Origin of the sequence: Paludisphaera rhizosphaerae (assembly GCF_011065895.1) — a bacterium.
In the GTDB taxonomy this organism is placed as follows: Bacteria; Planctomycetota; Planctomycetia; order Isosphaerales; family Isosphaeraceae; genus Paludisphaera; species Paludisphaera rhizosphaerae.
In genome coordinates, this window is record NZ_JAALCR010000036.1 from 1 (window position 1) to 25,352 (window position 25,352).

Annotated in this window: 10 protein-coding genes; 1 reads left to right on the forward strand and 9 read right to left on the reverse strand. The window is 70.5% G+C overall.

The features are described 5' to 3' along the window. Positions 1-52: 52 nt before the first annotated feature. Positions 53-1,852, reverse strand: coding sequence for an NUDIX hydrolase (locus tag G5C50_RS28165; protein WP_165074435.1), 1,800 nt, complete (start codon positions 1,850-1,852; stop codon positions 53-55). A gap of 220 nt (positions 1,853-2,072) precedes the next feature. Between G5C50_RS28165 and G5C50_RS28170 the strand changes: the two genes are divergently transcribed. Beyond that, positions 2,073-2,522: a hypothetical protein gene (locus G5C50_RS28170; RefSeq protein ID WP_165074437.1), complete on the forward strand. Its 450-nt coding sequence runs from the start codon at positions 2,073-2,075 to the stop codon at positions 2,520-2,522. Here the strand turns inward: G5C50_RS28170 and G5C50_RS28175 are convergent. The 8 genes from G5C50_RS28175 to G5C50_RS28210 all read right to left on the reverse strand — a co-directional run bounded on the left by G5C50_RS28175 (position 2,494) and on the right by G5C50_RS28210 (position 25,317). After that, the gene (locus G5C50_RS28175) at positions 2,494-3,303 is read right to left on the reverse strand and encodes a hypothetical protein (protein WP_165074439.1); all 810 of its coding nucleotides are present in this window, start codon (positions 3,301-3,303) and stop codon (positions 2,494-2,496) included. The genes G5C50_RS28170 and G5C50_RS28175 overlap by 29 nt on opposite strands. 92 nt (positions 3,304-3,395) lie before the next feature. Continuing rightward, a complete protein-coding gene (locus G5C50_RS28180) occupies positions 3,396-3,734 on the reverse strand; it encodes an IS630 transposase-related protein (RefSeq protein WP_165074441.1) in 339 nt (112 codons plus the stop codon). Between the two features lie 81 nt (positions 3,735-3,815). Further along, positions 3,816-4,517: a dienelactone hydrolase family protein gene (locus G5C50_RS28185; RefSeq protein ID WP_165074443.1), complete on the reverse strand. Its 702-nt coding sequence runs from the start codon at positions 4,515-4,517 to the stop codon at positions 3,816-3,818. A gap of 17 nt (positions 4,518-4,534) precedes the next feature. Beyond that, complete coding sequence (locus G5C50_RS28190; protein ID WP_206107889.1) at positions 4,535-5,005, reverse strand: nuclear transport factor 2 family protein; 471 nt, start codon at positions 5,003-5,005, stop codon at positions 4,535-4,537. Between the two features lie 91 nt (positions 5,006-5,096). Then, on the reverse strand, positions 5,097-12,887 hold the full coding sequence (locus tag G5C50_RS28195; protein ID WP_165074445.1) for a WD40 repeat domain-containing protein: 7,791 nt from the start codon (positions 12,885-12,887) through the stop codon (positions 5,097-5,099). A gap of 15 nt (positions 12,888-12,902) precedes the next feature. Then, on the reverse strand, positions 12,903-24,005 hold the full coding sequence (locus tag G5C50_RS28200) for a peptidoglycan-binding protein (RefSeq protein WP_165074447.1): 11,103 nt from the start codon (positions 24,003-24,005) through the stop codon (positions 12,903-12,905). Positions 24,006-24,327: 322 nt separating this feature from the next. After that, positions 24,328-24,780 (reverse strand): hypothetical protein, encoded by a 453-nt coding sequence (locus G5C50_RS28205; RefSeq protein WP_165074449.1) that lies wholly within the window; start codon positions 24,778-24,780, stop codon positions 24,328-24,330. A gap of 255 nt (positions 24,781-25,035) precedes the next feature. Then, complete coding sequence (locus tag G5C50_RS28210) at positions 25,036-25,317, reverse strand: hypothetical protein (RefSeq protein WP_165074451.1); 282 nt, start codon at positions 25,315-25,317, stop codon at positions 25,036-25,038. Between the last annotated feature and the right edge of the window lie 35 nt (positions 25,318-25,352).

Consider the following 25,352-nt stretch of genomic DNA (forward strand, 5'->3'; position numbering starts at 1 on the left):
GGCGGGAGAGGGGACAAGGGGAGCGGCTCGGGTCGTCAGGGGATCGGCAAGATTACTCCCCCAGCGCCCCGTAGCGAACGAGCCGATATCGAGGCCCCTGGGCGTCTCGGATGCGGGCGGCGAGCTTTTCGTGAAGGCCGGTCGTCCAGGCGCCCCAGCGGGTGAGGAACGCGTCGGCGGCGTCGCGGTCGCCGGCGTACTGGACGGCGAGGACTTCGCGGAGGAGGCTCTCAACCACGTCCGCGTATCGACCGTAGTCGATCGTGAGCCTTGCGGTCGAGGGGTCGGCCGTGATCAGGCCCTTGTCCAGGAAGTAGTTGAACTGGGCCAGTTGCATCGTCTGATACGGCTGGTCGCTCCTCGGCTTGATGTTCTGGAGCGTGCGACGGATCCCGCCGGCCTGCACGGCGCGGAGGAGGCCGGAGTCGATGACGCCGTCCTTCGCCATGCGGTGCAGCGTGAAGAGCGAGACCAGGTCGGCCTTCATCTCCTCCATCGAGTCGGCCCGGTCCTTGAGGGCCTCGTCGAGCGTCCGGCCGTCCTTGTCGCGGTCGACGCCCAGGTAGTGGCCGACCTCGTGCCAGAGCGTGCGCTGAAAGTTCCCCGCCGGGGCGAGGTCGTCGGCGAAGGGGTCGGCGACGGACGCCTTCCAGATCCGGAGGTCGGCGGCGAAGAGATCTGGGTTCTCCATCACGTTGCGACGCAGCAGGATCGTCCGACCGTACTTGCGGGAGAAGTTCGCGTCGTTGGGCAGGATGGTGGCCGTGTTCGTGCCGCGGGCCTGGCCGAAGTCGGCGACCACGTCGTAGACGCCCACGGAGATGTCCTCGCGCACGTGCTTGTGGTGGTCGTAAGGGAGGGCGTCCTCAACGGCCTGCAGGCCGCCGAGCTTCTTGCGCAGTTCGTCGGTCGCCGGCCGGTCGACCAGCAGCAGGCTGAAGCTGGGGAACGCCTTCACGCCGAAGAGGGCGTCGTCGTAGGTCTCGTACGCGCCGACCTGGAGGTTGAGCTTGCCGAACCGCCCGGCGACCCACGAGGCGTCGCCGCTCTCATAGTCGTTCGAGAGGAAGTCGCGGGCGCGGTTGCGGAGGTAGGCGGCGAAGTCGGCGTCGGTCGGCTCCATCTTCTCGGCGGCGTCGTTCAGGCGCTGGTAGACGCCGCGGAGTTCGGTCGCGTAGGCGACGGCGTAAGGGACGGCGTAGAACGACTTCAGGTCCGGCTGGCGGGACATCGTCTGCAGGTCCGCCTTGAGGCGGCTGTGAAGGACGGCGAGCGCCCCGTCGTTGAGCGTCCTGAGGTCGCGTTCCAGGGTCTCGGGAGCCGTCCGCCGCACGACCGACCGCTCGGCCAGGATCATCCCCCGGCGCTCCGGGTGGGCGGCCAGGAAGGCGTTCACCTGCTCGGCCGTCGCGTCGACGGGGTAGACGTTCCGCGCGGGGACCTGAGAGGCGACGGGCAGGAAGGCCTCGCGGCCGTTGGCGAGCGTCGTGGCGATCGGGCCCTGGAAGAGCCGGTAGAGGTCCAGGAGGTCCCGAGTCCGCTTGGGGTTCCCCAGCCGGCGGTTGAGCGCGATCAGGTTCTCGTGCGACTTGAGGGCCTGATGGTGGCGGGCGTCCTCGTAGAGCCGCTGCATGATCGCCCCGGCCTCGAGCAGCGAGTCCACGGCCTCCCTCTCGTTGATGTCCAGCCCGGTGAGATCGGGCGCCAGGCGGACGACCTGCGTCTTCGACAGGATCTCGTCCACCTTCGAGGCGGGCCAGTAGCCCTGGGGAAGGTCGACCGGGTCGTCGGCCGCGGAGGCGAGGGTTGGGAGAAGCACAAGGGCGAGAGAGAGGGAGAGGGCGGATTTCATGGCGTTGATCGCTCGCGAACCGAATAGCGGGACGTCCTACAGGTCCGCTCATTGGAACCCGTCGAACGCGGCCGACTCAAATGAAATCCCAACCAGGCGCCGGACGATTCGCCGCAGCTTGCCTTGTCGGATCGGCATCGAGCTTGCTACATAGAGGGATCGGCCGCCGTAGCGCCGAAGGGCGGCCGAGAGCAAGCGAAGGGCGGCGAGGAGGTCGGGGATGAGGCGTCCAAGGAACTGGGCGGGGATCTCGGCGATTTTATTCGCGACTTCGTGCGCCCTGCCGGCACTACGAGGCGGCGACGGCGGGTTGCTTCGCGGCTGGTTCACGCTGGCGTACGGCTGGTTCCCGATGTACTCCATGATCCCCTGGTCGGCCAACGTGCTGGCGCTCGGGGCCTGGATCTTCTTCGGGTTCGGGAGACACCGCGCGGCCCGAATGCTGGGCGTGCTCGCCGCGGGGGTCGCGGCGACGACGTGGACCCTTTACCGGCCGACCGACATTCTGGTCGCCTACTACCTCTGGCAGATGAGCCTCGTCGCGCTCGCCGCGGCGGCCTGGCTGGCGAGCCGGCGAAGAAAGTCTTCGCCGGCCCGCGCGAGGTTGGAAGAGACGGAAGAGATGCTGGCCCCGGTCGGGGTCAGTCCAGGAACGCCACGTTCCGCATAGCGGCGGCCTGGGTCTCCGTGTTCATGATCACGCGGTGCCAACCGTGAAGCGTGATCGTCCGGTGGTCGGGGTGGCTGATGCGTCCCCGGGCGTAGACTTCGGCGTCGCGGACCATCGTCCGCCATCCCCAGTTCTTGGCTTCGGGATTCTTGGTCAAGATCCGGTGATAGGTCGCGGCGTCGACCCCGTTAGGGTGGCGACGGCAGACGTGAACGGCCCGGCCGCCGGTCCGATAAAGGAACTCGCACCAGTGGGCCTTGCCGCCGCCGCGACGGATGGGCTCCTGGACGAGGACCAGCTTCGGATCGACGACGAGTCGCGGGGAGGGCAGGAAGAACCACTCCCCCTGGCGACGGTTGGCGGCGTTCTTGCGCCGGTTGCCGCGACGGGCGTCGAGCCCCGCGCGGGCCTGGGCGGCGCGGACCTCCGGGGGCTTCAGGGCTTCCTTGGCGGCCCGGACGGTCCCGACCGGGGCCGATTCCGGGATCGCGGCGACGAACCAGTGGCGCTCGTCGTGGCCGCAGAGGAACTTCTGCTTGCCTCGAAGCATCCGCACCATGAGCAAGAGGTGCCGATCCTTGGGCTGCACGTCCAGAACCTCAACCTCCGCCGGCCCTTCCTGCCGGCCGACGACCTGGAAGAACTCCCCGTCGCCGTCGTTCCGGATGTCGAGGACAATGCCGCCGTCGGACGCGATCGGCCGCCGTCCCCCCTCCTCCGCAGGCCTCAACCGGGCGCCGATCTTCGCGAACTTCTGTTCAAGCAAGCCGACGTCATACATGTCACGCCTCCTGTTGCGTCTCGTCGATTTGAACGACCAGACGCATCAGGAGGGCCGATGGTTCGCGGATTTGCGGTCCTGTTCGGCGGCCCTCAGGGCTTTTTTTTCACGGTCAGGCCCAGGGCGTCGATCGCCCGCCAGAGCGTGGAGATCCCCAGGTCCAGGCCGAGGCGGCGGCGGTGCTCCTCCAGGGTGGCGTCGGGGGCCTCGCGGACCGAGGCGCGGATGGCCTCGGCGTGCCCGGCCCACTTCGGCGCCGGGCCGTAGCGCTGGGCCCGCGGGGCTGTCTCGCCGGTCTCGCGTCGGCGCTGCTTCAGGCGGCGGACCCAGCTGGCGCTGACGCGGTACTTGGCCGCCACCTCGGCGGTCGCGAGTCCGGCGTCGCAGTCGGCGAGCACGCGCTCGCGCAGGTCGGCGGAATAGGCTCTCACGGCATGGCCCTCGGGAGTGGCGATACCGCGAGGCTACCCGATCCGTCAACAGGGCGCTATACCTTCAAGGAAATCGGTCTATTAGGGCAGTCCGACCGGCGGCATGTGCTTCACGAGCCACTTTTTCGTCCGATCGCGCGAACTGACGTCGTCGGGGCCGCCGGGGCGGAAGGCGTGCACTCCGCCCCCGATCCAATCGTCGTGGGCCCAGGCGTAGGGGGCGATCGGCTCGTGCTCGATATGCGCCCTGGCGAGTGCGTCGGCGAATGGTCCGGAATTCTGGGCCACGGGAACGAACGGGTCATGCTCGTTGCTAAAGATGATCGTCGGGGGCACCTTGGCGACGCCGGCGCTAAGCTTGGGGCCGACGAGCCCGTAGAAATCCGCGAATGCCTTCACGGATCCGATCGACGCGCGCTGGATGTAGGAAAGGGCGATGCCACCCCCGAGCGAGAAGCCAACCAATCCCAGGCGGGTGACGTCGGCGTCCGCGCGACGCGACAGGTGATCGATCGCGGCGACAAGTGCCGGGGAATGGGCGTCGATGTTGACGTCCTCGGGATTCGCGAAGCCGGACGGGAAGTACGTCGGGAGTGCAGCGAGGTAGCCCAGCTCGGCGATCTCGTCGGTAAAGTTCCGCAACTGGTCTCCGTAGGGATCGCGCAGGCCGAAGTTTCCATGGACCAAGACGACGACCGGGTACTTCCTGCCGTCGGCTGGCGCCGGAGCGATGTCGATGCCGAATGACGTCGTCGCGTCAACGCGGTATGTTTCGTGAATCATGGCGAGCACTCTCGAGGTTAGGTGAACGTCTCGGGGTTCTCTCGGATGAACTCTTCGAGTTTCTTTCGCGCGCCAAAACGCCGGAGTGGCCCGATGAGCCCGACGAGGAGGTTTTTGGGAAAGGGATAGGCCTGGTTCGCCCACGACCAAGCATCACATTCGTCCCGGTGGTCGACGATGAGGCCTTCTCGGAAAGCGAATCGCGACCGGATGTCGTTCACGACCGGCCTTCCGGTATCGGAGAACGTGTAGTCCGCCACCCAGTGGCCGGCTCCTTGGCGGTCATCGGCTGTCAAGGAGTCGAATGTCACCTGCACCTTGCGGCTCGATACGAGCCGCCACATCTGGCGGATCGATTCGCGGCCGTCGAGACTGAACGCGATATCCTGGAAGTGTGCGTCGTGGGCGTAACATAAGGCCGCAGCGTCCGGATTGCCGTCACAGAGCGCCGAATAGAGCCTCTCGATGAGTTGGACGTTCGGGTGCATGATTCGAATCCTTGGAGATCGATCCCAGACTCCGCGACCGATGAAGTTGGAGGTTGTGGTCCTGATTCGCGTCCATGACCTCGGGTCGACTTCAACCGGAAGATGGCGGATCGGTCGGGAGGAGTTCGCCCCCGGGCCCGTAGACGACCACATCGTAGGCGAACGGATCGAGCGGGTCGTCACGCTCGTCGACCCGGTCGAGCGTACGCAGGCCCGCGAGCCTGGACCAGTCCACGTCGCCCGGCGCCCGGCCCCGCCCGGGGCGAATCGGCGTGAACGCGGCGTCGCCGAGTCGGCCGTAGCCGGACAGCCGGTACGGGCCGGAGACGGGGTCGGAGGCCCGGGTCCGCGCGAGCAGCGAGACTCCCATCTTCGGGGCCCGGAACCGGCCCTGCCGATCGAGGCGGTCGACTTTCAGGCAGGCCCGCACGTCGTTGCCGTTGGGCGCTAGATCCGGCAAGTCGCCCGGCGTTGGGGGCAGGTCTCTTCGGAATATCATGATGAGGATCTCGAAGTCGGCCGACAGCCCCTCCGGCACCGGGAACTTCTGGAGGAAGACGTTATCGGCGGGATCGCCGACGGGTTTCCAGTCGCCCAAGGGCGGCGGGCCGACCTTCAACTTTCGAGGTCCATCGGGCACGTCCTTGGGGTCCTCTCCGGCGTTGAGGTAGAGGAGGAACGGAATCGCTACGGGGACAGGTCCGGTGCCGTCTGGGTTTTCGGCCGTCTGGACGTCGGGGATCCCTCCGGCCGCGGCGATCAGGGTCAGCTCGGACGGCTCGCCGGTGTAGACGCGCGCGGGGCCGGTGCTGGCCGCGTCGCGGCCGGAGGAGGATCGGAAGAGCTCGCTGCGGGTTGTGAGGACGGCGTAGACCCGACGGTCGCCGTCCTCGTTGACGGGGAGGAACCGGGTCGAGTCGATGACCTGGGTAAGCCGGAAGGCACGCTCGCAGAAGCGCCCTCGGCCGGCGAGGACCGGCTGGCCGAGCGCCTGGAGGCGTACCGCCTCCTCGACGCCGGGCTTGGCCCGGGGTCTCCGCAGGCTGGTCCTCACGGCCGGCCCGAGCGCTGCCCCAACGCGTCGGAGCGACCAGGTGGTGCGCGTCTGCTCGCCGGGGCGGGCGGCCCAGGCGACGACATCGAGGAGAGGGAGGAGCAGCGAGACCGTGTCGGGCTCCGGCGCGATGGCGGGATCGGGCCGCCGAGCGAGGGCTCCGGGGTCGGCGCGCGGATAGGAACGGCCCTCCGATTGGGCGGCGAAGCGAACCTCGTCCAACGCGCTGTATGCCAGGGGCTGCGTCGGGTCGATCCGCGCGGCGCGGAGCCTGCCGGCCCCGGAGGGGCCGTCGGCGGGGGTGGGAGCTAGGCGGAATCGGGTCGCGGCGACCCCCTTGACCGGCCGGTCGACCGGGTGTGGGCCGACCGGCCTCGCGCCGAAGACCGTCAGCGAGAGACCCGGGTCGCCCACGAGATCGCCGCCGACGGCCCCCGGGGAGACGCAGCGCGGCTCGGGGATTGGTCGGGCCTCGCCCCCGTCCTCGACCTCCCAGGGCCAGGCGGCGCGCAGGTCCTCGCGGGCGGACTGGAACGACCGCGGCAGGAGTAGAAGGCGGCTGGCCTCGACGAAGAGGAACAGGGCATCGCGGCGGCGGCGCGCGGCCCGGAGATCGCTCGCCCAGGCGACCGGGTCGGCGCCGATGGGCAGCTGCACCCGCTCCAGTCGTCGGAATCGGCCGCCCTCGAAGACGACGAGCTGGACGTCCTGGAACAGGGCCGAGCCGCGGGAGGGACCCGCCGTCGCGGGCGCCCCGGACTCCACGACGAAGGGGAACTCGGCCAGGGTCGGGCCGTCCAACCGAGCGACCGATAGTGACTCCGGGCCTCCCGGCCGGTGCTTGTTCGCCACCGTTGCGGCGGCCAATTGCGGCTGGAGGCGACGGCGGGAGATCGGGCCGAGCGATCGGAGATCCTCGGCCCCCTCCGGGAGGTGACTCGGCCGGGCCGTCAGACGGAGCCAGGCGAGATCGCCCAGGTCGTGCGTCGAGTCCAGGCCGACGTTGGTGTTGTTGAGGATCGGCGAGACGGGCCCGGTCGGCGGCTGGGCCAGGTCGTCGATGGCCAGACCCGGCGTGCGCCTCGGGATCAGGAGCCCGTGCAGGAACCGCTCATCCAGCCAGGCGGCCTCGGCCGCCCGGTCGAAGTAGGACACCGAGTCGTCCGCATCGGCCCGGGAATCGACGGGCGGCTCGGCGACCTCGACGGGCAACGATTCGGGCGGCGGCTGGATCGGCTGGGCCCCGCTGGTGTCGGCCGCGAGGGTCAGGGCGTCCAGTGCTGCTCCGGCGGCGGTGGGGACCTTAAGCACCACCTTGAGCCCTGGGGCGAACGGGTCGCGCTGGAGCACGGTCGGGAGGCGGACCGTCCGCGGGGCCCCGCGCTGCATCCGGCCGACCTCGCGCGGTCGCAGGAGGATGCTGAGGCGGTCGTTGCTCACGGAGGCGGCGCCGCCGGGCTCGCGGTCGGCGCGGTCCACCCACTGAAGCCAGTGGACGGCCCCGGCGTCGATCACGAGGTCGTCGTCCGCCGGGCGGGTCACACCGTAGGCCGCGACGAAGTCGGCGGCCCGCATCAGACGGACAACCTGGGGCGTCTGCCAGACTCGCTCGGGGCCGCGCGGGAATCGATACGTGTGCTCGACCACCGCGCCGAGGGAGAGCGGCCGGGGCGGCCCGGCGCCGCGGAAGAGGGACTCGAGTGGGACGCGGGCTCGATCGAACAACAGGTCGGCCCGATGCGTGCATCGCGCGCCGGGAACGCTTGGGTCCTCATATTCGATCGCGTCCTGGGCCGTGAGCCGGCCGCTGACCTCGATGGAGAGTCCGGCGGTGCCCGCCCGGAGCACGCCTTCCAGCCGAGTGGGCGGGGCGACGCCGTCCAGGAGCAACTGGATGTGTTTGTCGTCGATCGGCAGGGGGGCGATGGAGCGGACCGAGGCGCCGCGGGTGTCGAGCCGCTCCCTCTGGAAGACCGTGTCCTCGCCCGAAAAATTGCTCGCCAGCAGGACCTTGTACAGGGTGGCGGCCCCGTCGCGGTCGAGCACGGCGAACTGTGTCCGTTGAGTCGTCGAGTCGAAGCCCAGGGGCACGAGCGCCGCCACGGCCGACCCGTGGTCGATGACGTGCTGGGCCTGCGCCTCGTGGATCGTGGCCGGGGGAGCGGTGAGGCCCGTGTCCGGCGGCGGCGGCCAGATTTTCAGCGTCCCCGACTCATCGGCCGAGACGATCCGGTCGTCGCCGGCGATGAGGGCCGCAACCGCGGAGATCGGCAGCGTCCCATGCTCCATCCGCTGGAATACCACCGGCAACTGTGTGAACGGGACGTCCCGTTTCCAGACCAGCAACGACCCGTCGCGGGCGCCCGAGATAACATGCCCGTCGTTTGTGACGGCGATGGCCGTGATCGCAGAGGCGCCCGGATCGGGCACGGGGGGGACGGTCGTGGTCGGGGAGAGGCCGGGGATATGCGGGTTAACCCGGCGGAGCAAGCGCGCGGAGCCGGGCCCAACATCCTCGGCCAGGAAGTTCACGTTCTGCTCCCAGACGTAGACGCCGGCGTCGGACCCGCCGTCGGCGGAGATCCTGGCCCACGCCACGACCTCGACCCCGCTGTTTGGCGGGAGGGCGCCGAGGGCCGAAACTCGCGAGTCCGCGACGGTCACGATTCCGAGCGGCCCCTCGATGGCCGATGTCGGGCTCGCCGGGAGCGGTCGGGGGGGGCCGTCGCTCGTCAGGTCCCAGGCCCGGACGTTCTCAGCATCGTCCACGGTGACGGCGATGTTCCTGCCGATCAGGCGGATCACCGTCATGGCCCGCGTCGTCACGCCCGCGACGAACGGCTTGGAGGAGGTGACATTCCGGGGAAGGCTCATGGAGACGAGTTGCCCCGGCTCCTGCGAGCGGGCGAAGACGATCTCGTCCTGGCTGGTCCCGACGAGGGTGGCATTGGCGAGGCGGACGTCCAACGCCGGCAACGGGCGGCCGTCGTCGCCCAGGGCGACCGCCTCCGTACCCCGATCCAGGGTATGGAAGGTGTCGTCCTGCGGGTCGAAGACCTGGATCGTCCGGTCAGCCGTCCGGCCGGCGAAGCTCAGGGGAATCTCGGCCGCGAAGACGGCGGGCAAAGGGACTGTGGCCGGGTCGCCGCCTGGCGTGAAGGTCACGGCGGCGAATCCCCGGAGCAGCGGCGTGGTCCGAAACCAGGATCGGTCGGCGACGTCGGGGGAGCGGAGCAGGGCTTTGATCGGGAACAGCAGATCGCGGGCGCCGATGCGGTGGGGTTCGACGCCCAGGACGCCGACGAGGTCCTGCGAGGTCCTTGAGAGCCGCAACTGCCACCGGGTCGGCTGCGTCGCGCCGTCCCCGTCCACCGGGGGTGCCGGGTCGCCGTTGGCCAACTCCCACCTCGGCCGGTCCGCCGTACCCTCCATCTCGGGTAAGTCGGACGACCAACGGAAGAGGTAGCCGTCCCACACCGGCGTCTGCTCGGTCGCGCCGGCGGCGCCAGGGGTGACGTGCAGGGCGACCTGATAGACGAGGCGGGCCCCGTCTCTCGCGCGCTCCACGGAGTCTTGCAGGCGGGCTCGGAGCACCGGCCCATCCGGGGCGGGATCGACGACGATGGAGCCGTCGCGATCGGCGGAGGCGCCGGGAACCAGGCGGAGGAGGCCGACCTCGTGGCGCACCGCGACTTCTCGGATCGCCAGGGCCAGGGAATCGCCCCCTGAGTCGAGGGTGACGTCGGCGACGACCCTCTCGACGCGAGGCTCGGACTCGGGGGCCTCCGGCGGTACCGGGAATCGCCAGTCGAGGTCCCCGGCGACCTCGGCCAGTTCCAACTCATCGGCTCCGGCGGTCGGCCGGAAGGTCAAGAGGACCGACCCGGCGGCGAAGCCCGGCGCGTGCAGGGGGTCGGCCGCGACGTCGGGCGGACGCGGCAGCAGCACGGCCCGGAGCACCGTCGTGCCGTCGGCCTCGAGGCTCGCCAACTGCAACGGGTAGAGCGGGAATCCCAGGAGGCTGGGCCAGGTCCCCCCTTCGGTCCAGGACCAGCGCTCCAGGCCGAGTTCATCCGGCTCGGGGGCCCTCCCAACGGTCACGCCGACGAGGTCGAGCGTGTGGACGGCCTGCGCCGCCCGGAGCGTCAGCGATGCGGTTCGGCGCACGATCGGGTCGGTCGCGCCGGGAGGCCAGGCGAGCTGGTCGCGCCCGGTCGGCTCGGCGCGCACGAGGCCATCGCCGTCCAGGGCCACCACCGCGCCGAGCGTTGGGCTCCAGCGGGTGAGCATCGGCTGGCCGTTGTGGATGATCGCCTCCTCTCCGGCCTGCGCCGCCGTGACCGGCGTGAGGGCCAGGGCGGCGAAATCGGGCCTCGGACCGTCGTTGAAAGTGGACGACAGGTCGGCCGAGAGTTCGGCCACGCCGGAGCCGCGATCGAAAGTGATCGGGGCCGACGTTGAGGCGCCGAGGCGGAAAGTGAGGCGAGGATTCGCGGTCTCCAGGCCCGCGGTCACGGCGTCGTGGATGGGGGCCGCCCCGATCGGGAGCCAGCCGGAGGCCCCGGCCGCTTCGGCAGTGCCGATGGTGAAGGCGGCGGCCCCCTCGACGCGAGCCAGGTCTGGGCCCCGGCCGCCGGGGTTGACGACCGCCGGGCCGTCGTCGGCCTCCCGGGCCTCGGCGTAGGCCTCGTCGAGCGCCGGGACCGCGTGGCGGTAGGCCCAGTCGGTCGGCCGTGTGGCAATGTCGGCCTCCAGCCCCGGCAGCGTCGGCAGGAACACGCGGACCTCGCGGGCCGGCGTCCAGCCGTCGTCCTCCCCGCGCGGGAAGTCGGGGGGAGCCACGTCGTCGTCGAGCAGGCGCGGCAGGGCCCGTGCCGGAAAGCCGACGGGGACGAACCGCGGCCCTGAGGCGCCGATCGGCTCCGCGCGGACGAACGGGATGAGGCCGCGATTCGAGTCGAGATAGGCGTCGCGATCGGAAGGGGGCGTCAGGGGATAATTGGTGACCAGGGGTAGCGATGGCCGTTGCCAGGCCACGAGCCGATCGGCCGGGAAGCCGAACCGGAACCGCCGCTGTGCTGCGTCCCAGGAGATCTCGGCGTAGAGCCGGCGTGCGTTGGCGATATTGAGGTCCCCGAGCGTTTCGGGGGGCGGCGTGACGAACGTGGCCGGCTGCAAGACCTCATCGAGTCGCGCCTCGAGCCTCTGGGCGCGGGCCTCGCGCTGCTCGTCGCTCTCCTGGTCGAGATCGAGGGCGTCCGCCTGGGTCGCCTCGGGCAGGGCGGCCGCGGTCAACGAAGGAACCGCGTCGCGGGGGGCGTCGGGGCCCGGTCCGGTGCGAGGCGCGAACCAGACGCGCGGGGTCAGGACCGTCGTGCGTGCCCCGTGCAACTCCAGGCGGAGGCTCTCGGCGCCGTCGGGGGCGCGGTCCAGGGCGATGGCGATATGCCCGGCCGCGAGGGCCTCGGTGCGCACCTCGAGGCCAGCGACCGCCTCGTCGCCATCGTCGGGGTCGAGGGCCCGCAGGAGCGCCCCGCTGAGCGTGTCCAGCGGAAGGACGCCCGACACGTCGCGCTCGGGCAGCCCCGGCGTGGGGGCCGACACGGGCCGTTCGGCATCGAGCTGGAGCCAGCCGTCGCGCGTGCAGATCCAGTTGCGGACTGGCTCGCGCGGGGCGTCCGGGCCAAGGTCGCCGGCCTGCTCGGGCAGGGGCGGCGGCCCTCCGGGCGGCGATGGCGGCACGATCGGCACCGACAGGGCGACCAGCGACTCGGCCGGGAACCGGAAGTCCACCTGGCCCGAACCGCCGCGGTTGCTCGCCTCCAGGCGAATCGGCACCTTCGTGGGGTCGAAGATGCCCGACTCAAACTGCACCGGGCGATCCGAGTCGCGGGCGAAGGCGCCGCCGGATCGCTCCGCGCGGCCGGTCAGGGCGCGGGGGAAGAATGTGGTCTCGTCCGACCGACCGGCGGCGATCACCAGGCGCACGCCGGGCGGCCGGGCGTCCCACTCCAGCGCATCACCGTCGCGGAAGATGCGGACGGTGCACTCCGCCGGCGGAGCGATCGCGAGGTTGTCGACGAACGTGTCGCTCCTCCGGGGCGCCGAGGGATCCGTGGCGTCGCCGTTGGTCTGGAGCCGGAACCTCTCGAACTGCTTGGCGTGCTCCCGGACGAACACCCGGGAGTCGGTCGGGAGGTCCGGGAACTGGAACGAGGTGAGGGACCAGAATCGGCCCCGGTGCCGTGGGTCGGCGTCAGGGCCGTCGACCAGGTCGCCGGCAAGCTGAGGCACGCGGAGCGCCACGGTCCGGTCAGCCGCGTCGGCGAAGAGGGCGCCCGGCAGTCTGCCCTGGAGGTACAGCCCGTCGGGCTCGATGCGCAAGTGCGTTACGGCCGACAGGTCGCCCGTGGGCCAGAGCGGTTCGATCCAGTCGGTCAGGTCGCCTCCAGCCAGGCCGGCCGTGGGGACGACGAAGGAGCCTTGCAGGAGGACGTCCAGCTCGGGATCGACGCCCACGGCCCGTCGGGTCCGGCCCAGCGCGATCGGCCCGATCGCCAGGTCCGACGCGGTGAGCGAGATGGACTCGGCGGAGTTCCCGGTGCGATGCAGGATAAGCGTGAGCCGGGCGTCGGTCGTCCGGGCGATCCGCCGCTGGTGGGCGGCGGGGTTTACGGTCAGGTCGTCCCCGAGAGTCGTCCCGAGGGTCAGCGCCTCGAAGGCGGCGCCCGCGGGGCGTTCGAGGACCACCTCGGCCCGCGCCTCCGGGTCGTGGATCGTGGACCAGGCGCGCGGGAGCGGTAGGAAGAGCGAGATCGTCTCGGCCATGATGGGCTCCTCGCGTTAGGACGCGGACGGGGGTGGTGGGACGAGATCCGAGCGGACGCCGTTGCGCTCGACGTTGATCGGGAACAGGGTAGCGAAGTCGACCGGCGGCTTCCGGAGGGCGGCGTCGCGGAGCATCGCGAGCAATCCCTCCGAGGCGGGCCCCGAACGGCGGAATTCCAGGCGGAGCCTCAGCTCGCCGACGTGCGCCGCATCGCCGGCGTCCGGCTGGAGCGTCGGAGTAAAGCCCCCGGCGTCGGCCGCGATCGTCAGGCCGGGGAACTGCGACTCCGACTGGAACCAGAGGGCGTTGGTGAGCGTCGGCGGGAGCACCCGCGCGAGAGGGACGTACACAGGCGCCGGAGCGTCGGCCGGGTCGTCCTTGGGGTTGAAGTTCTCCCACACGAAGACCTGGTAGCTCAGGGCGAGGTCGGGCAGGAGTCCCAGCGGCACGCCCTCGGCATCGACGGAGACCCGCGCATCGGCCCCGACCCAGAGCCTTCGCAGCGCCTCGCGCATGTGGAAGAGCGGGTGGATCAGCAGCAGTTCGATTGAGAACGTCGAGGGGTTGGCGAGTTCGTACGACGCCCTCGCCCCCACGGTCTTCGGCCTCTGGCGCAGCTCGTCGTAGAGCGGCGCGACCCAGCCGGTGCGCGCCGGCGGGCTGCGGCGCCGGCCGGCGGTGCTCGACGCCGCGGCGCGGTACTCGTAATAGCCCGGCAGGTCGGGCGCGACGTAGCGGTCGGCCCCATAGATGCCGACCTCGGTGCCGGCGACCGGCTTCAGAAGTAGGTCCTCCAGTGCCTCGCCGGGGCGCGCGACGAAGACGGGGCCGTCCGGGTCGTGGGCGGGATCGTCCGACGCATGGTCGAGGTCGTTCGCCCGGAGCCAGGCGCGGTAAGCGTCCCATGAGAAACCCGTCTCGACGCGGGCCGGGATCTGAGCGGCGAAGAGGTCCAGGCGAGTCGCCAGCGCGGGTTCGATGCGCCTCTCGAACACGACCACCTGCGAGGAATACTGGCCGTAGGCTTTGGAGGCGGCGTTGGCCGTGCTGGCGAAGGCCGCGGGGTGGCGGAACACCAGCGCCTGGACGGAGCCGGGCAGAGGCGTGGCGATGATGTTGTGGGCGACCAACTCGCGGGTACGGTCGATCGGCACTTCCGTCCAGCTTTCCGCCGGGATCGTCTCTGGGCGCAGCGGCTCGTCGGTCGGGTCCGCGGGGTGGGCGGCGAGACCGAGCATGGCGCGGACCTGGTCATAGCGCCGCACCGGCTCGACGGCGATCCGATAAAGGTGGGCCCAGGTGTCGGGGACGCTCAGGTCGAGCCGGATGCGGCCCTGTGCGTCGATCGGCAGGGTGATCGTCCCGGAGGCGGGGCCGGCTGGGTTGGCGTCGGCCGCGTCGGCGGGTCGTCCGACGGGTTGGGGGCCTCCCCGAGCGAGGTCGCCCCGCGTCTCGCGACGCAGGACCACCGCGGGGGCCGTCCCCAACAGCCCCAGCCGCCGATTCACCTCGTCGCGGAAGCGCGTCAGGTCGTCCGCCGGGATGGAGTCGAGCGCCGTTCCGGCGACGTCGGCGTCGTGATCGACGAGGCGGAGCTGCCGCGCCAGACCGAGCGAGACCGAAGGATCCGTGAGGGCGATCGGCTGGCGGACCACCAGGCGAAGCACGTCCAGGGGGGTTCGCTCGTCCTCCCCGACGAAGCTCACTACCCGGAGGACCGCCCGAAGCGGCGCGGTTACCGCCGCGCCGCCGACGACCGCGAGATCGATATCTCGGTCGGCCTCGGACGCGAAGGCGGCCATGGCCTGCTCGGCGCGGACGGGCCGGTCGTCGTCCGGGGTGCGGAAGCGGCACTCGCACGAGCGGCCCAGGGCCTCGGCGGTGAGCCAGCCGTAGGGATCGACCTCGGTCCCAAGGTCGGCGACGAGTGAATCGAGGCGAGCCCGGGCGGCCGGGTTTCCTTCGCGGGGGATGAGCGACCAGTCGGGCAGCGGCCGGGTGAATCTCAGCTCGACCTCGACAGCGTCTCCGAGCCTCTGAGACAGCGAGTCTCGCAGGATCTCGGTCCCCAACCGCAGGGCCTTGTGCAACCAGACCGGGCCGAGGTTGGACTCGCGCGGGCCGCCTGCGAAGGCGTCGCCCAGGGCCTGCGAGGCGGGCGGGGTGTCCGCGCGGAGCGTCGGGTCGACCCAACCGGGAGAGGGCATGGCGACCCAGTCCGCCCGGGGCGTCAGCGGGATGGGGGGGGCCGCGCCGACTCCGTCGCCGGTGAGGCGGGTCACCAGCTCATCGAGCTCCGCCGGCCTCGTGGGCGCGCCCGGAGCGAGTTCCGCGGACGGTTCGAACGTCCGGAGGCCGATCACCGCGACAGTATCCGGCTGGGAGCGGTAATAAGCCTCGGGCACGACCGATACGGCACGTGCCGGGGCCGGGAAATCGGCATCGGCCTCAGGGACCATGCCGACGAGCAAGGCCGGATCGTGGTGGTCGACTCGGTGGATGCGATAGCCGATGACCGGGTCGAACGCGAGGTCGTCGGCCTCGGTGGCGCGGCCGCGGCGACGGGCGTCGTGGGCCCATTCGACCGCGACGCGGGGCGCGTCCGCCTCCTCCGCGTCGTCGTCCGGCAGGGCCGGGTACTCGGCGACGGCGCGGATGGCGGTCGCAGGCAAGAACTCGCGCGCCCGCTCCTCCGCGGGGAGCCATTCCAGGGCCTCCACCGGGTTGCCCCGATTGGCTTCGAGGACGAACTGGGCATCGCGTTCGGTGTCAGGGACGTTCGGGGTCTCCCTGTTCAGGGGGGTCACGGCGTGCCGGCAGCGGGTCAGAGGCGAACGCTGGAGCGGGCTGATGCGGGTGGCGGGGACTTCGCGGCCGACGTACAGCTCGAGCGCCTCGCCGGGGACCTCCCCGAGCGCGGCCCGCAGGGCCTCCTCGTCGAGGAATACGCGGTATCCGGCGGTGACTTCCGGGAAGTCGCCCGAGCGGGGGTCGCGACGTCGAATCCGCACCGGCTCCCAGGTCAGAGCGAACCCGTCCGAGAGGGCCTGGACTTCCGCCCAGGGGACCGTGCGCGTCGACTCCGATTCGGCGAACCGGACGTCGGGGAAGGCGTCGTCGGCGGCCCGCGAGGGGACGCCCCGCACCAGCCGCGTCTGGACCGGGGGGCGGGTCTCGAAGCCGTAGGCCCCGACGGTCGTGGCCGGCACGCGGCGGTACAGGACCCGAAGCTGGTCTTTGAGGAAGTCGGGCCGCTCGGTCTCGGCCTGCGTGCGCGCGGGGACGGCCGCGACGACGATCTCGACCCGCCCCTTACGGTGCGGCGGCTCGCTGTCGATCCAGTGCAGAGCCAGCGCCTGGCCGACCGACTCCAGCGGGGCCAACGTCCGCCTCTGGACGTTCAGGAGGAACGAGGTCAGCAACCGGTCGGTCGCCCGGGCCTCAACCCGGTATTGCAGGAGGTCGTTCTCCTGCACGCCTCGGAGGTCGTCGTCGACGAACTGCAGCTGCGGCTTAACCAGGGTCTCGCCGTTACTGCCGGCGACCAGCCAGACCGGGAGGATCTCCACCGCGCGCGGCCGATCGGCCGGGCGGCTGAGGTTGGTCCGCGTGACGACGAACTTCTCCAGCTCCTGGTACGGCAGGAAGGCGTCGTCGCCGTCTCCGTCTCCGTCTCCGTCTCCGTCGTCGGTCACGGTCCGGCGGACGTCGGCCGCGTCCTCGCGCAGGAATCGCCAGGTCAGGCCGATCTGCTGGGCCGATTGATAGACCGGGCCGGGGAAGATGTCGTACTCCGGCGGGGCCGACAGCTGGCCCCGGGGGCCCAGGACCGACACGAGGCGCCGGTCGCCGTCGCCGCCCAGGGTCATCGGCACGGGGGCGCCGCTGTCCTCCTGGAGTTTGATCAACAGGGGGACCGGGTCGGCGACCCGGAGCCTCTCGTCCGTGTCGGGGAACTCGGCGAACTCGAGGACCAGCCGCAGGTAGGGGGCGATCCGGTAAGGTTCGTCCAGCTCTCCCGGCACGCGGGGAACCGAGTCGTCTGGCTGGAAGTCCACGCCTCCGCTCAGCCGGCCATCGCCCAGCAACTCGAGGAGTTCGGCCAGGATGAGCCCGGACGAGAGCCGGCCCCCCTGCTCCTCAACCTCTTCGATGGGCGTCACCTCCACGACCTCCGACTCGCGACGCCGCAGGATGAGTGCCTGGCGCGTGCCGTCTTCGTCAAGCGCCACCAGCCAGATGCGGGCCCCCCCCGGGGGAACGGGGTTGGTCAGGCCCCAGACCGCCCGATAGCGCGCGGTCAGCTCGTCGGTCTCGGCCGTCGCCTCGGCGGGGCGGTCGAGCCGTAGCTCGGCCACCTCGAACGGCGGGGCGACCGTCCCCGCCGGCAACTGCAGGAGCGTCGAGAGCATGGCATGGACGGCGGTTACGTTCGCGTCGCCGGAGTCGGCCCGGAAGATGACGGGCGTCTCCCGGAGGTCGCGGGTCCGGCCCTCCAACTTGGCGAAGTCGAGAGGGGTCGGGACGACCCTCGGCGGGCTGTCGGGTGGGCGCGAGTCCCGCTTCCACGCCTCGGTGAGGGCCGTGTCATAGTCGCTGTCGGTGCGGCTCAGGTTCGGCGAGACGGGGCCCCCGGCCGGCTCCAGGCCGGCCGTCTCGTCGTCGGTCGTCGCCGCGCCAGGCCGGGTCGCCCGCTCGTCGGCGACCTCCGTCTGGAGAGTGCTGTCGAACCGGTTCTGGCTGGAGGCATTCCCACCTGGCGGCACTTCCACGATGCCCAGCAGGTCGGCCACTAAGATCTCCTGGGGTCGCCTGTTCGGGTCGTGCTCGTCAAAGGCGATTTGATCGGCGCGGTGCTTGAGATCCTCCGTCCATCGGATTGACCCGTTCACCGAGACGCCGTCGGCTCTGGAGCCGACGAAGCCGAGGAACTCCGGGTGGCCGTCAGTTAGGGGTACGTCAAACCGCTCGGTGTCGTCGGCCGATTTCGGGGCCGGGTATTCGAGGCCCGGCTGCGGGAAGAGGAGGACCCGGATGACCTTTTGGCCGTCGGCCCGCGCGAGCCGTTGGAAGCGGTATTGCCAGTCGGTCGCCGCCTCGATCGTCGCGGCGGCCAGCGCGAAGGAAACTCCCCCGAGGAGGCGAGGCGGGAGCAGCTCGGTGATCCTCTGGCGGATCTCCTCGATCTGGCCGGGCTCGTGCTCGAAAGCGACGCGGCCCGCCAGCCGGTAGCCGCTGATCGAGACGGCGATCTCCGCCTCGCCCCGGAAGCCGACGTTCGCCTGGCTGTCGAGCGCGGCCGTCAGCGCCGCGTTGATCGCCAGATCGAGCGTGCGCCGGAAGCGGATCGTCTTGGAGATCTTCAGCCAGCGGCTGATCTTGATGCGGAAACTGGCCTCAGCCGCCGCAAACAGCCTCACGGTCGTCGCCAGCCGGACGTCCCCTACGAGGAACGTCCGGAACTGGGTGTCGATCGCCCCGGCGAACGAGGCGCGAAAGAGGCCCGAGCCCTCAATGCCGATGGTTGCGCGGGCCGAGCCGAACCCGACGTCAAACCCCCACTCGGCCTGCGCGCGGAGCTGCACCGCGATGGCGTAGTTCAGGCCGAAGGTCGTGACGCCCCGGTACAGCCCGAAGCGGAAGCCCGCGGTCAATTCCCCCTCGAAGGGCCCGAGCCGGTACGGGCCGATCTTCGTCTGCCAGGGCCAGCCGACCTCCAGCAGCAGGCCGTCCGGGTCGGCCGAGAAGAGCATGGTGGTCTCGACGCGCGACAGCACTTCGCCCAGGAGCTTCGGCGTGCTCCCCCCGAGCTTGGGCCTCGGGAGCGTCCGGAACATGGCGAAGACGCGGCGCTCGCGCACCGAGATCCCCAGGGCTCCCCGACCCACCGGCCGCTGGATGAAGGCCGGGTCGCGCGTCTCGTCGGGCGACGTGAACAGCCAGAGGTTCACCCCGGCGATGATCTGCAGATCCTGGTCGATCGCCAGCAGAATACTGCCGGCGAACGGGTGGGGCTGGTCGCGCTCCAGCTTGCTGTAGGTGATCAGCCCAGAGCCGACGAGCATCCACTTGAGCGGACCGCGCCGGTTGGCGGGCCGCGCCGGCACCCACGACTCGACCTGCCGAGGCTCGGGTAGGCCTCGGGGGTTGTCCACCAGCGCCACGACCTTCTGGGGCAGCGGCAGGTTCGAGGGCTCCAGCCCCCGCAGCGCCTGGTACACGCCGATGCCGACCCCCAGCGACCGGAGGAAGAACCCGGCGAAGAGGGCCGCGTCGAAGTCGGCCTCCACGAACACCGCCATCGACGGGACCATGTCCCCATTGAGGGCACGCACCCGCGTGAGCTTGACGATGCCGCTCATGCGCGGCAGCGACTCCGTCGTGATGGCGAAACCGCCCACGAAACCGGTCTCGTTCTCCAGCTCGACGAATTCCAACTCGCCGTCGAGGCGAAACCCGCCGGGGACGTCAAAGCTCGCCGCGATCCTGCCGACCCGGAAGTCCGGCGGGCCAAAGCCGTGCTCGCCCGGCGTGATCGTGATCCCGCTGAGCGTCAGCGAGGAATCGACGCCCGGCAGATTCGACAGCGTGATGTCCCCTTCCAGTTCGTACTCGTTCCCCGGCGCGATCGTCAGCGCCCGCAGCTCGACGTTCAGGACGTCGGCGAACGAGAACCGTTTCGGCGGGAAGTCGAGCCGAATCCGGGCGGCGCTGAGATGGAGCAGGTCCAGGTCCTCGAAATCGACTGCCACGCCGCCGAACAGGTCGGACAGCTCGCGCACCTCGCGCGCCGACCGCCCCACCGGAGGCGTGAACTCGATCCGGCCGGTGAGCCGGGCGCGGCTGCTCCACTTGCCGCCCTTGAACGCGATGCCCAGGCTGAACGCCGTCAGACGAAAAAGCGCGAACAGAGCGGCCACGCGGAACTCGCTCACCCCCGCGATGTCGAGCGTGCCGGCGCAATCGAGCGTCCCGGTCGCGTCGTCCTGCGACAGGTTGATGCGGAGCGTCCCCACGGCGTCGTCGAAGTAGCGCAACGTCGCCGACGCCTGGAGGCTGCCCGCGACAAGCCGGCTGTCCTTGAAGGCGATCTCGCCGACGACGGGCGGACGCCCAGGGTCGTCGCCGGACTTCTCGGGCGATCGAACCGCGACTGCCCCCTCGAATCCCGTGTCGGTGCCGGCCCCCAAGTCGACGCCCTCGGCCCTCGCCGACCCTTTCAGGTCGATCCCGGCGGAGTGGAGCCGGAACTCCTCCAGGTCGAACGTGAACCGAAGGGCCTCGGGCCGATCGGCCGCGACGGCGTCGGAGCCAGGGACCCGGACCGAGATCGGCTGCGGCGTGGTCTTGCGCGACTCAGCCCGATCCCAGGTGATGCTGGGCGCCCTCGGGTCGCAGACGAGCCGGAAGGCCGTCCCCACGGGCACGTGCAGAGAGACCATCGCGTTGCCGAACCGCGAGCCCGCCGCCTCGCCCGTACGCACCAGCGTCTCGGCCGTGCAGCGAAGCGCACCGGGCCGGAACCGCAGTCGGCCGCCGTCATCCCCGGGCATGGTGAAGACGAACGTGCCGTCCGCCGCGAGCAGCTCACCTTCCCCCTCGCCGGCCACGTGCACCCGCATGCAGGCCCGCAGCCGCGCCTCGCCCCCCTCGACGGCGAAACTGGTCGCTTGGCCGTCGCCGCACTTGTCGAACGTCACCGAGGTCGGCAGGGCCGCCCCCAGCACGCGGCCCGAGAGCGACCGGAGCCGCCGGCCGGTGGCGACGTCCGGCGGCTCCACGCCGTCGAAGAGCTCCCGGACGAGGGCAAGAGTCAGCTCCGGATAGCCGCCGGTCCATCGGATCGCCCGAGGTCGCGCGCCGGCGGAGAGGGCGCGGGCCTTCAGGTCCACCAGCCAATCCGAGTCCGCGCCCGAGGCGGACCAGACATTGTTGACGACCGCCTTGGAACCCTGGAAGACGTCGAAGAGGTCGAGCCGCAGGCGCGCCGAGACGTCCTCGGGCAAGTCCAACGTCAGCCCTTGCTCCGGCGTGTAATGGAGCGTCAGCGCGCCAGTTCCGGTGGCGAGCGCGAGTCGAGCCAGGGGCGAGCCGAGGTCGATGCCGATCTCCCCCTTCAACGTGGTCGTCAGCTCGGGCCGGAGCGTGCCGTCTTGCCCGATCGTCAGCCGAAGCGCCGCCGAGATCCCGTTGTCGGCTCCGCTCCCGATCAGCTCCAGCACCAAGGGGAGGCCGTATTCCAGGGGCGAAAGGCGGTCGGGCTTCTGCTCGAAGAGCGCGCCCGATCGGAATTCCAGCGCCGCCTCCTCGGCGTCTCCGGGCGCCAGGGCGAATCGGAGCCAGGGCGGGGTCCGACCGGCAGGCTCGTCGAGGTCGCCGGTGGAGGTGGCGAACGACCAACGGAGCGGGCGGGGCAGAAGCTTGTGGTCGAGCACCACGTCGAGATGCGCCGCGACCGCGAGGTCGGGACCGTTCGGCCGGACCTCGTCCACGACGAGGCTGGCGCTAAGCTTCACGCCCAATTCGTCCGTGAAATGCGACGCGCCGAGCACGCGCTGCAGATCCAGTTCGAACGACTTCCCCTCCAGGTCGCCGGGGGCTGTCAGCCGCCTCGCGGTGAGGCGACCGTCGTTCGCCAGGGGGAGCGGGCCTCCGGATTTGGCGAAGTTGGCGACGTGCAGGGCGTCCTGATCGCCGTCTGGCTCGTCGCCGGCCGCGACGTTCACCGACGCTGGGGAGACGACCGGGATCGCGAACCCGAAGACCCGATCCGGGAGCTTCACCGGGGGGGCGGTCGCTCCCGCGTCGTCCTCGGCCTCGTCGAGGGTCACCAGACCGCCGAGGTCCAGCGCGGTCAGGGCGATGGCCTGGACCTGGCACTCGCCGGTCTCGCTGAGCGGACCGATCAGGGCCAGGCCGAATTTCTGGTTCGGCTTGGCCGCCCCTGGGGGCGCGGTGCCAGTTGGGATGAGCTGGAATGTCTCCGACGGATTCAGGTTATGGAACGGGTCAGGAAGCGCCGGGCCCGTCACTGCGGCGGGGTCATGGTACTCGAACCTCGCGTCACCCCGCAGGAGAGGATCGCGTGCAATGCTCTGAAGGGCGGCGAGCTGCGGATCGCCGGCTGGATCAGGTCCGGGAGGGTGCGGTCGCAATTCAAATCCTAGATTGCCCCTTCCGGGGTAACGCGGCCACCCTCGATCTTTGTCGGCGTCGACCCGAGTGGTCACGTTCGGCAGTGTCGGCGAAAGGTGGGGACCGCTGGAGACGATCGCATCGAACAACGCCGCAATGAGTCGCTCCTGGTCCGCATCGTTCCACGGACCGACCGTGGTGGGAGAATTTAGGAGCCCAGCAGCAGCTATGACGTTTTCGACTCGCCGAGAGGCGTTCCCTCTCCGCAGCACGCGGCCAGGCTGGTTGATATGCCAACGCAGCAGCAAGGCGACGGCCGCCTCCGAGTTGAAGACCTCTCCGAGTGTCGCGGCCCGAAGCTCGGCCGGGTTCGGACTGGCCGGATTTCTGAATTGTTTCGGCAGGCCGGGCGCATCACGGAAAGAGGCCGAACGCAGATCGCGAATCCTGAAGCGGGCCATGTCATACATCGCCCTTCGATAGATGTCCCGCGTCCTGCCGGCCATCACCCAGCGGTAGAACCAGTGCCAGGATCGATAGTAATTCACCTCCGCGAGGGTCCGTGGCACGGAGGTCGGGTTGCCCGCCTCGGCGGGCCGCGTCCACCAGACGTTCGAGTAGGTCCGCAGCTCCGAGGCGAACAGGTCGGCCCCATCGGCCCCCCACGCCCGATCCACCCCAAGGCCGAAGCGGGTAAACAGGTCGCGGAACTCGTCCGGAGCCTTCTTCTGATAGTAGGCCGCGAAGCCGGCCAACTCGCCCGCCGCGGCGCCTCCCCCGGACTGACCGAGGGCGAAGATCCAGTGGCACGGGCCGACCGAGACGACCCCGGGGTCGTACGCGTTGACGCTGTCGAAGTAGCCGACGCACTCCGCCTCGGCGACCGCCCGGAGGACGCGGTACGTCGAGCGCTTTTCGGGCGACACGTCGATCGCCACGGCGGTCTCCCCGGTGAAGCTTTCCGGCATCAGCTCGGCCTGGAGCAGGTGGAACTTGGGGTGCGACCGCGGCCCGCCCAGCGACTCGTACGGCGCGAACTCGCCGATCTCCTCCCAGGCCGGGGCGAGGAAAACCAACAGGCTCGCCGGGTCGGCGGCCGCGATGTTCCTCAGGTCGGTCGCGTTCCGGTTCTCGGCCGCCCCGGCGAAGCGGACGTCCCACGGCCCGCCGTCGGGGCCGATCACCTCCAATTGCGCTTGATCGGCCGGCTCGATGCCGACTCGCGGCAGGAGCAGCGCGTTCACCTGCGCCGCCGTCGTCGCGGGACCGAAGTCGAGCTCAGCCGTGTCGCCGGTGGCATCCGTGCCGAACCGCAGGCGCGTCAGGCCCGGGGCGAGAATCTCAACCCGCGCCGCCATGCGAGCGTCGCCCAGGGGCCGGAAATCGGCCGTGAAGTCCCGGGCGTAGACCCGCGGCGTGCGGTCCCGAAGGTCATCAAATCGCCATAGGTTCAGAGCGTTGGGGAACGGGTCGCCCGTCCGGCGAGCGTTGCGGAACGAGCCAGTGATCCGGAATGCCGCGACGACGACCGGGCAGCGGAGTTGGTTGTCCCGCCAGAACTCCAACAGCCGCGCCGTCTCCGCATTCACGACGCCGGTGGCGGGACGAGGTTGGCCCGAGGCAATGTAGCGATCGGGCTCGGCCAACTGGCGTCCGCGGAGCGCGTCGAAGGGGCGGGCCGTCCCCTGCTTGCTCTGGGGATGGACCTCGGCGACGAACTCGGAGGCGGCATAGATCTGGAACTCGCGGACGGCCATCTCGGTGGCCGGTCCGTAGCGACCGTCGAATTCGCCGTTGGCGGCCGGCTTAATGAAGCCGAAGCCCAACTCGTGGAGGAGTTGCTGAAGATCGGCGACGAACGTCGTCCCCGGCGGCTTCCCGTGGTTGCCGCGCCCCTCGTAGCGCGGCGCTCTCGTCGCGTCGCCGGGGTCGGGTCGGTCGTTGTCGCCGCGCCGCAGGGTTAGCCCGTCGAAGAGAGGCACGACTTGCGTTCCTTTCTGCGTGGAGGATTCGGGATGCGTGCCGGCCGGTCGACCCCGTGCGCGGCGGGAGTAGGCGCGGAATCAAGGCGGGCGTGGTGAGTCATCGAGCTTTCCGGGCGACACAGCAGACACCCACAGGGGTTGTCCGGGCTGGCTCCGAACCAACCGCACACCCGCCAGGGTTATGGCCCAGAGGATGGTGGGGGCGGACCTGCCCCGCCCCGCCCCGTCCCGCCCCGACACGGCATGCTCCGAGCTGTTTCATTGAACTACCGGTCGACCGGTCCTTATCCGCGTCGCTCCGGCGAGCGAGTGAGATCGCTCAGGTTGAATCCAGTGTGGAGACGGCGATGAGCTTGCCAACGTCGATGATGTGCAAGTCGCACAGCGAGCGGAAGATGGCCCGCATTTCGACGTGGAAAGCGGCCGAACTGATGGCCTCAGCCCGCCCTGCGAGGATCTTGAGCCGCTGGATCGGGGCGACCGCGTGCATTGATCTACATCCATCAATATATAAATTTGCAACCTTAATCACTCTTTGATACGCGTCGATGAACTGCCTCCGCTGGCCCGCGGTCAAGTCATCGACCGAGTCGAGGAAATCGCGTAGCGAGAACTCGGTCGCCCCTCCCGCCCCGACGTTCGGGAGGCCAGCGCGCGCGGCCGCTGGTTCGTCCCCGGTGTCGCCGATCCCGACGCACGGTCGACCGAGCTGGCGAAGCACCCGATCCAACCTCTCCAGGCGCTGCTCGGTGGTCAGGTCGGCGTCGGTCATGCCAGGGACTCTCGTCTCGCCGGGCGCGGGCTGGGCACTCGGGAGGACCGCTCCCCGGCCGGACCGCTCCCGAATGTGGTGTTCGAGGCGTCTCCACCCGATTCCTCATCCGTAGGGGGCGATGGAGAGCCCCGGTCGGCGGCGAAGCGGTCCGCGGCGTGGGCTCCAGGACGACGCGGCGGCCCGCGCTCGGCCGTGTCCAAACACCCACAGAGTTCGGTCCCCGAATCCGGGGCCGAGATCGAGCGCCCAGGCTCAGAGCGGCTTCAGGCCGTCGTATTCGACCTCGACGTAGAGCCCTTGTCCGTCCACAACTCGGCATTGTGAACCTCCGTCATGCCGGAGCAGGACGACCCGGGCGCCCGCCGGGAACGTGCCATCGGGCGACTTCCCGGCCTGGGCGCCCGAATAGGAGTACGGCAAGGGCCGGGTCGCCTCGTGGGTGAACCGATTCGGGGCGGGAACAATCACGTTCGGGCCCGGGACGCAAGCGTTCTCGGGCAAGACGATCGATTCGGGCCGGCGAAAGCCTTTCATCACGCGGTTCTCCGCCTCCCAGGCATCGGGCGTCA

What these genes read in the sequence shown, in the direction of transcription:
- G5C50_RS28195 (WP_165074445.1), bottom strand. Translation starts at nt 12,887, where the DNA reads ATGGCCGAGACGATCTCGCTCTTCCTACCGCTCCCGCGCGCCTGGTCC.
- G5C50_RS28175 (WP_165074439.1), bottom strand. Translation starts at nt 3,303, where the DNA reads ATGTATGACGTCGGCTTGCTTGAACAGAAGTTCGCGAAGATCGGCGCC.
- G5C50_RS28210 (WP_165074451.1), bottom strand. Translation starts at nt 25,317, where the DNA reads ATGAAAGGCTTTCGCCGGCCCGAATCGATCGTCTTGCCCGAGAACGCT.
- G5C50_RS28190 (WP_206107889.1), bottom strand. Translation starts at nt 5,005, where the DNA reads ATGCACCCGAACGTCCAACTCATCGAGAGGCTCTATTCGGCGCTCTGT.
- G5C50_RS28185 (WP_165074443.1), bottom strand. Translation starts at nt 4,517, where the DNA reads ATGATTCACGAAACATACCGCGTTGACGCGACGACGTCATTCGGCATC.
- G5C50_RS28205 (WP_165074449.1), bottom strand. Translation starts at nt 24,780, where the DNA reads ATGACCGACGCCGACCTGACCACCGAGCAGCGCCTGGAGAGGTTGGAT.
- G5C50_RS28165 (WP_165074435.1), bottom strand. Translation starts at nt 1,852, where the DNA reads ATGAAATCCGCCCTCTCCCTCTCTCTCGCCCTTGTGCTTCTCCCAACC.
- G5C50_RS28170 (WP_165074437.1), top strand. Translation starts at nt 2,073, where the DNA reads ATGAGGCGTCCAAGGAACTGGGCGGGGATCTCGGCGATTTTATTCGCG.